The organism is Candidatus Electronema sp. PJ, assembly GCF_048287395.1.
In the GTDB taxonomy this organism is placed as follows: Bacteria; Desulfobacterota; Desulfobulbia; order Desulfobulbales; family Desulfobulbaceae; genus Electronema.
The window spans coordinates 1-6,288 of the sequence record NZ_JBLWEO010000085.1 but is presented as its reverse complement, the minus strand read 5'-3'; the positions used below and the strand labels follow the sequence as shown (position 1 = coordinate 6,288).

The following is a 6,288-nucleotide window of genomic DNA, read 5'->3' as shown; positions in this document are numbered from 1 at the left end:
CAGGACTTTATCTCGGAAACGTATGGTGATTGAACATATTTTTCGCAAACTCAAAGTGTTCCGTATTTTGAGTAAACGGTATCGAAACAGGAGAAAGCGTTTTGGTCTCCGCTTCAGCTTGATCGCCGCCGTCTATAACATAACATAACATAACATAACATGGAGCTAACAATTGCTGGCCGATGACTTATGCAAGAGGTCTAAAGAAACCCCTGGGCACTCCCGCAGGAGTTCCCGGCAGTCTTCTTGGTATCGCTCCCAGAAAGGAAAAGTCCGGCACTGCTCCGGCCTGTTGTCGTAGATAGTGCAGCAGCAGGCGATGCGATCAAAGAAGCAGCAGAGATGCTCGCCGTTGACGACGCGCTCCTGCAAGGACAGCCTGCCTTGCACCCGCCGGGCGTACTGCTTGGCAAAGAGGCCCGCGTTCATGCCCCGGGCAGCAGCCATTGCCTCCAGCTCTGCCCAGCTCACCCAGACATAACCGCCCGTCCCTCGGCAACAGCGGCCACCGCAAGCAGCGCAGGCCGTGCTGTCAAACTGGAAGGGGAAGTTCATCAGAGACCTGCCAGCTTCTTGAAGGCATTCCGCTCGTCTTGATTGCCGACCACGGCCACCAAGTCACCTACCTGAAAGGCATACTCTATCTGCGGATTGGAGATAAACACTTTCTCGTGGATGATGCCAACGATAGAAGCCCCAGTTCTGGTGCGCACAGCTGCCTCCTTGATACTTTTCCCCACAAGATGGCTTTCAGGCATAATGGTGAACCAGGATATCTCCAGCAGGTTCTTGATGTTGTCCAGTTGTGCTAGGAGCTGATGACCAGTGCCGCTCTGATAGATCGGCGCATAGAGCTGCTGCCGCACCGAATCGGTATATTGCTGAATCACCGCCACGGGAATCTCTAAGTGGAGCAGAGCCTGCCGGGCAATCTCCAGTCCTGCCTCCATCTCCGGCAGCACGGCCATGTAGATGCCGCTCTCATACAAGGTCTTGGCCTGCTCCGCACCGTTGGCCCGGACAATGATATGCAGGTCAGGCCGCAGCCGATGCGCTTGCTGGACTATAGATTGCGAGGTAACTACCGAAGGTGCGGTGATCAGCAGTACCCTGGCGGCCTGCAATTGCGACGCAGCAACCACCGCAGGCTGGCTCATATCACCGTAGATGACCGGATACTGTGCAGCCTTGCACTCCAGCAGCCGCTGATGATTCAGTTCAATGATAACAAAGGGCAGGTCAAGCTGGGTTAAGACCTGGGCAATGTGCTGGCCTACTCGCCCACCGCCAGCGATCACCACATGATCTGTCAAGCCAGCATGAGGGATGTTCTCGGTTTGCAGCGGCTCGCGCTGGAAGAAGCGTTTCTTCACCTTATAGAGCGGGGGAACTAAGGCCGAAGCAAAGGGAGTCAGCACCATGCTCAAGACGGACAGGGCCAGCACCAGGGAATACATGTCCTGGTCAATGGCCTTGCTTTCCAGGCCGACTCGCGCCAGGACAAAGGCGAATTCGCCGATCTGAAAGAGACCGAAACCAACAGCCAACGGCACGATGTTGCTGTAGCCAAAGAAAACGGCCAGCGCGGAGAACACCACGCCTTTGAACAGGCCAACCGCAGCGACTAAGGCGAGTATCTTGCCCCAGTTCGCCAGCAGAAAAGCCGGATCAAGCAACATCCCGACTGAGGTGAAGAAGAGAAGGCCGAAGATATCCCGCAGCGGAATGATGTCGCTCAAGGCTTGATGGCCGTAATCCGACTCACTGAGTACCATGCCTGCGACAAAAGCTCCGAACGCAAAGGACAAGCCAAAGAGATAGGTGGCATAACCAACGCCCAGGCCAATTGCGGTGATGGAGAGAATGAACAGCTCTCTGGAATTCCACTGGGCAACATGCGCCAGCAGCCAAGGCAGCAGCTTTCTGCCGATGTACAGCATCAGCAGGAGAAAGATGGCGGACTTAGCAGCGGCAAGGGCGAGGAGCGGCAGGCCCGTTTCTGGGCTACTCAGTTGCGGCAGGATAATCATCATCGGGATGACCGCGATGTCCTGCACAATCAGCATCCCGATCATGACCTTGCTGGAAAGCGTACCGACCAGGCCTCGACTCATCAAGGTCTTCAGCGTCACCATGGTGCTGGAAAGCGAGATCAGTGCGCCCAGCCAGACCGCTGCTGTCCACGGCCAGCCCAGATATTTGCCAAGAAAGAAGCCAAAAACCAGGGTGAGCAGGATTTGCACAGGCGTGCCGAACAGGGCAATCTTCCGCACCGGCTTCAACTCGCTGATGGAGAACTCCAGCCCCAGGGCAAAGAGGAGCAAGGCCACACCAATCTCAGCCAACAGCTCAATCTCGTGGATATCACCGACCGTGATCCCACCAGTATGCGGCCCAACCACGATCCCAGCCGCGATATAGCCCAAGATCAACGGCTGCTTGAGTCGCTGGGCAAGTAGCGCACCGATCAAGGCGGCCACTACTATGATCACAATGTCAGCAGCGATACCCATGGGAAATCTTGCTCGTTTACAAAGGAGTTCGGCTTGGCCAAAGAGGAGTTCTGCCGACTTGCAAAGGAGTTTAAGTCGGCAGAAAAGGAGTCTTGCCGAGTAGGAAAGGAGTTCGGCTTAACCGAAAAGGAGTTCTGCCGACTACAACTCCTTTCGTACCGAGCCAAACTCCTCTGTAACCGGTAATTACTCCTTGCCTTCTCCCGCAAATTCCGCCAGCCTTTGCCGCAGCTCCTCACAACCTTGGCCGTTCTTCGCCGAGAACAACAGCCGCTCTGTCGGGCGGATGTTGAGGGCGGCATCCAAGGCAGCGGCCTGCTTGGCCTGCTCATTGCCTGAGAGCTTATCTGCCTTGGTATAAACGAGGAGGTACTGCTTGCCGTTATTGGCCAACCAATCGATCATCTCGCGGTCGAGCTGCTTCAGCTCATGGCGCAGATCAATGATCACGACCACGCAAGCCAGGGCAATACGGCTGAGAATATAGCCGCTGATCAGCTCCTGCCAGGCGGTGCGGGTCTTTTGGTCTTTGCGCGCAAAGCCGTAACCGGGCAGATCGACGAGATACATCCCGCCTTCTACTTTAAAGAAATTCAGACTCTCAGTCTTGCCTGGTTTGGCACTGGTTTTAACCAGATTCTTGCGGTTGACCAGCTTGTTGATCAAACTGGATTTGCCCACATTCGACCGCCCAGCAAAAGCGATTTCTGGGAACAGCTGCTCTGGCAGCTTCTTCAGGTTATAGACTGAATCCTGAAAGACAACTTCGGTGAAATTAATCATATCACCTTGTTTAACGAGTACTCGATGATCCCTTGCGCCCCTAGTTTCTTGAGTTGGGGGATTAAATCGCGGACCTGATGCTCGGAAATGACGGTTTCAACGGAAAACCAGGGCTGCTTATGCAAACGGGCCACAGTCGGAGAGGTTACACTCGGCAGAATAGCGAGAATTGCTTCAAAGTTCTCCTCTGGCGCGTTCATTTTTAGGGCAACGATCTTGTCCGCCCGCAATGCGCCTTGCAGGAGCATGGCAATGTGGTCAATCTTCTCCTTTTTCCACGGATCAGCAAGGGCCTGTTTGCCCGCGATCAGCTGGGTATTGGACTGCATCAGCTCATGAATGACCCGCAGACCGTGCGCCCGGATGGTTGCCTCGGTTTCCGTCACTTCAACTATCGCATCAGCTAACCCAGATACCGCTTTGGCTTCAGTCGCGCCCCAGGAAAAGGCGATATCCACCTTCAGGCCCCGCTGCGCAAAGAAATTGCGGGTGACGTTGACCAACTCCGTGGCGATTTTCTTACCATCCAGCTGCTCCACTGTCGTAATCGGCGAATCGCCAGGCACCGCAATCACCCAGCGGGTCGGTTTACGGCTGACCTTGGAGTAAATTAAGTCCTCGATCACCACCACATCAGAGTTATTCTCCAGCGTCCAGTCTTTGCCGGTAATGCCAGCGTCGAGCATCCCGTCTTCCACGTAGCGCGACATCTCCTGCGGGCGGCAAATGTAAATAGACAGCTCTGGGTCGTCCACTTCTGGGAAGTAGTTACGGGAAGTCATGCTGATCTTCCAGCCCGATTTCTCAAACAGCTCAATAGTGGCCTTTTCCAGACTGCCCTTGGGAATGCCTACTTTCAACACACTCATGATCACCTCAATATTGTTTGCAAGGGCAATCCCCTGCTCTGATTAACCATACACCTTAGCCGGATCAAACACCGGTTCACTGATGATTTCCAACTCTTCGCCGCACACCCGGCGGTAAAAACAGCTCTTGTGGCCAGTATGGCAGGCCGCGCCACCCAGCTGCTCTACCTTGAAGATCACCGTGTCTTCATCGCAGTCCACCAAAATTTCCTTCACCAGCTGCACGTGGCCAGAAGATTCCCCCTTAAGCCAAAGCTTGTTCCGCGAACGGCTCCAGTAATGCGCCTTGCCGGTCTCTATGGTTTTCTGCCAAGATTCTTCGTTGATATAGGCCAGCATCAGCACTTCGCCAGTAGCTGCATCTTGGGCAATGGCGGGGAGGAGGCCGTTTGTTCCTTTGGTGAAATTAAGCTCAAGCATTTTCTTTGCCTGCTTTGTTGATTTTCTGGCATTTGCTGTAAACAAACTCAGGATCAAGGTCTGCGCCAGATTCCCATTCTATAGTGTCGAACGAAACTTTTACTTTGGCAAACGAATCAGACGGCTTTATTCGTGAAAATATTCCGAAGTCAATATATGGTTTCATGTCGAGAAAGCCATCTTCTCCGTTGGCAAAAACAAGATGCAGAATGTGATCTTGTTGCGCGTGAACTGCTGTTACAGCAGGGTATTTCATGATGTCAGACCGATCAAGGTCTGTACAATTCAAATGCGTTGTCATAACAAACGCGTTGAGCGTTGTCCTCGCCCAAAGCCTCAATGACTGTCAGAAAATCTTCATCAGTATAAGGTCGAGCCGCACGCGTTGACGGCAGGTCGGTTCCAAACATCAACGCGTCAGGATTTGCTGAATAAATATCCCGGAGAGAATTTTTCACAGCAAGATTGCCGCGTCCGAAACCCGTGGCCTTGATTTTCACTCCGTGTTCAGCCAGCCAGAGCAAGGTTGGAAAGCCTTCTGCGGAAAGGCCCAAATGATCAATGCTCACTGATGGCAAAGAAGCAATCAGGCCGCGCAGCTCCGCCAGCCCCTTCGCGTCTGCGTACAGCTCGACATGCCAGCCGACAATTTCATGAACACGCTTTGACATCCGTTCCAGACAGTGGACATCTTCGGAGCCGCCACGATGCAGGTTGAAGCGCACGGCACGGACTCCAAGACTGTGCAGCCGAAGCAGCTCCTTGTCAGAGGTGTTTTCCGGCAATTGCGTGACACCAACAAAGGCGGGACCAAGACGGGGCAAAGCATCGGCTATATACGACTGGTCAAAGGCTTGAAAGGAACCTGAAACAATTGCTCCGCCAAGAAGATTGTATCCTCTCATGCGTTCTAAATAATCTGCGCAGGTGAATTCGTCAGGCAAAAATCCATTGTTAGGAACCAAGGGAAAGCGGCTGTCGATGATATGAAAATGCGCGTCAAACAACTTCATTTTTTTAATCATTTGACATATCATCGCCCCTTTCATTTCCTCCGCACCAGCACAAACTTTGTATTTAACTCAACCGTGCTGAAGTAGAAATAGAAGCCTCCATACTTGGGCGAAGTCCGCTCACTCGCAGAAACCATCCGCTCCTCAAGCATCTTGTATTCTATTGCTTCCACATACGCCCCAATTGGCTTTGCCTCAGAAGGCTCGGAATGCACGAACACCCTTTCCCCTTGCATCAGCATTGCTTTGCCGCCGCCGGTAAACGGAGCCGCCCACGCAGTCATAAACTCTACTTCCATATCATGCAGAGCTTCGTACACATCCCCTTTCTGCGGAAAGCGCATCGTTGCTGGAATCAGGCTGCGCTCATAATCCCGCGCCCAATCAAGCTCAGGTTGCCCGATGGCTTTCCGCTTCCCAGCTTGCATCTCTGCCATCAAATCGGCAAAGGTAAACTTCCAGTCAGCTGGACGCGGCGGCCTTTCAATCCTCCGCTCTAACATCTTACTCTTGCGGCTAACCAGCCGATTGAACAAGCACATCGTGCGGTTTTATTAGACCTCTTGCATAAGGACAACAAAGGCTTCGTGCTTGCCCCGCGAGTTTTCCCTTGATGGGCTGAAGTTCGCCCTGCCTGAACAATCTACACCCGCAGTGTTGGTTCCTTTTCTGTGATCCTGTGTTTTTTTG

The 6,288-nt window shown here is 53.2% G+C and carries 10 protein-coding genes; 2 read left to right on the top strand and 8 right to left on the bottom strand.

The features are described from left to right. Nucleotides 1-148 (top strand): transposase (locus ACNKIB_RS13710; RefSeq protein WP_417911135.1); only part of this gene is annotated, 148 nt, incomplete at its 5' end. A 17-nt stretch (nucleotides 149-165) separates the two neighbouring features. Here the strand turns inward: ACNKIB_RS13710 and ACNKIB_RS13705 are convergent. Both ACNKIB_RS13705 and ACNKIB_RS13700 read right to left on the bottom strand, forming a co-directional pair. Next, nucleotides 166-555, bottom strand: coding sequence for a YkgJ family cysteine cluster protein (locus ACNKIB_RS13705; protein WP_417911134.1), 390 nt, complete (start codon nucleotides 553-555; stop codon nucleotides 166-168). Beyond that, entirely contained in the window at nucleotides 555-2,513 is a 1,959-nt protein-coding gene (locus ACNKIB_RS13700; RefSeq protein ID WP_417911133.1) for a cation:proton antiporter, read from the bottom strand. Before ACNKIB_RS13700 ends, ACNKIB_RS13705 begins: the two co-directional genes overlap by 1 nt. A gap of 33 nt (nucleotides 2,514-2,546) precedes the next feature. On the opposite strand from ACNKIB_RS13700, the gene ACNKIB_RS13695 reads away from it, so the two are divergent. Further along, nucleotides 2,547-2,699, top strand: coding sequence for a hypothetical protein (locus ACNKIB_RS13695; protein WP_417911132.1), 153 nt, complete (start codon nucleotides 2,547-2,549; stop codon nucleotides 2,697-2,699). Here ACNKIB_RS13695 and yihA read toward each other — a convergent pair whose 3' ends face one another. Genes yihA through ACNKIB_RS13665 form a run of 6 tightly spaced genes read right to left on the bottom strand, consistent with a single transcriptional unit; the run spans nucleotide 2,700 to nucleotide 6,140 of the window. Then, on the bottom strand, nucleotides 2,700-3,296 hold the full coding sequence (gene yihA, locus ACNKIB_RS13690; RefSeq protein WP_417911131.1) for a ribosome biogenesis GTP-binding protein YihA/YsxC: 597 nt from the start codon (nucleotides 3,294-3,296) through the stop codon (nucleotides 2,700-2,702). Continuing rightward, nucleotides 3,293-4,165, bottom strand: coding sequence for an ATP phosphoribosyltransferase (gene hisG, locus ACNKIB_RS13685; RefSeq protein WP_417911130.1), 873 nt, complete (start codon nucleotides 4,163-4,165; stop codon nucleotides 3,293-3,295). The genes yihA and hisG overlap by 4 nt, the downstream gene beginning before the upstream one ends. A gap of 42 nt (nucleotides 4,166-4,207) precedes the next feature. Beyond that, nucleotides 4,208-4,585: a phosphoribosyl-AMP cyclohydrolase gene (gene hisI / locus ACNKIB_RS13680; RefSeq protein WP_417911129.1), complete on the bottom strand. Its 378-nt coding sequence runs from the start codon at nucleotides 4,583-4,585 to the stop codon at nucleotides 4,208-4,210. Beyond that, the gene (locus tag ACNKIB_RS13675) at nucleotides 4,578-4,841 is read right to left on the bottom strand and encodes a DUF2442 domain-containing protein (protein WP_417911128.1); all 264 of its coding nucleotides are present in this window, start codon (nucleotides 4,839-4,841) and stop codon (nucleotides 4,578-4,580) included. The genes hisI and ACNKIB_RS13675 overlap by 8 nt, the downstream gene beginning before the upstream one ends. Before the next feature lie 13 nt (nucleotides 4,842-4,854). Then, entirely contained in the window at nucleotides 4,855-5,634 is a 780-nt protein-coding gene (locus ACNKIB_RS13670) for an amidohydrolase family protein (RefSeq protein WP_417911127.1), read from the bottom strand. Beyond that, entirely contained in the window at nucleotides 5,631-6,140 is a 510-nt protein-coding gene (locus tag ACNKIB_RS13665) for a hypothetical protein (RefSeq protein WP_417911126.1), read from the bottom strand. The genes ACNKIB_RS13670 and ACNKIB_RS13665 overlap by 4 nt, the downstream gene beginning before the upstream one ends. Nucleotides 6,141-6,288 lie beyond the last annotated feature (148 nt).

What these genes read in the sequence shown, in the direction of transcription:
- ACNKIB_RS13705 (WP_417911134.1), bottom strand. Translation starts at nt 555, where the DNA reads ATGAACTTCCCCTTCCAGTTTGACAGCACGGCCTGCGCTGCTTGCGGT.
- ACNKIB_RS13700 (WP_417911133.1), bottom strand. Translation starts at nt 2,513, where the DNA reads ATGGGTATCGCTGCTGACATTGTGATCATAGTAGTGGCCGCCTTGATC.
- yihA (WP_417911131.1), bottom strand. Translation starts at nt 3,296, where the DNA reads ATGATTAATTTCACCGAAGTTGTCTTTCAGGATTCAGTCTATAACCTG.
- hisG (WP_417911130.1), bottom strand. Translation starts at nt 4,165, where the DNA reads ATGAGTGTGTTGAAAGTAGGCATTCCCAAGGGCAGTCTGGAAAAGGCC.
- hisI (WP_417911129.1), bottom strand. Translation starts at nt 4,585, where the DNA reads ATGCTTGAGCTTAATTTCACCAAAGGAACAAACGGCCTCCTCCCCGCC.
- ACNKIB_RS13675 (WP_417911128.1), bottom strand. Translation starts at nt 4,841, where the DNA reads ATGAAATACCCTGCTGTAACAGCAGTTCACGCGCAACAAGATCACATT.
- ACNKIB_RS13670 (WP_417911127.1), bottom strand. Translation starts at nt 5,634, where the DNA reads ATGAAAGGGGCGATGATATGTCAAATGATTAAAAAAATGAAGTTGTTT.
- ACNKIB_RS13665 (WP_417911126.1), bottom strand. Translation starts at nt 6,140, where the DNA reads ATGTGCTTGTTCAATCGGCTGGTTAGCCGCAAGAGTAAGATGTTAGAG.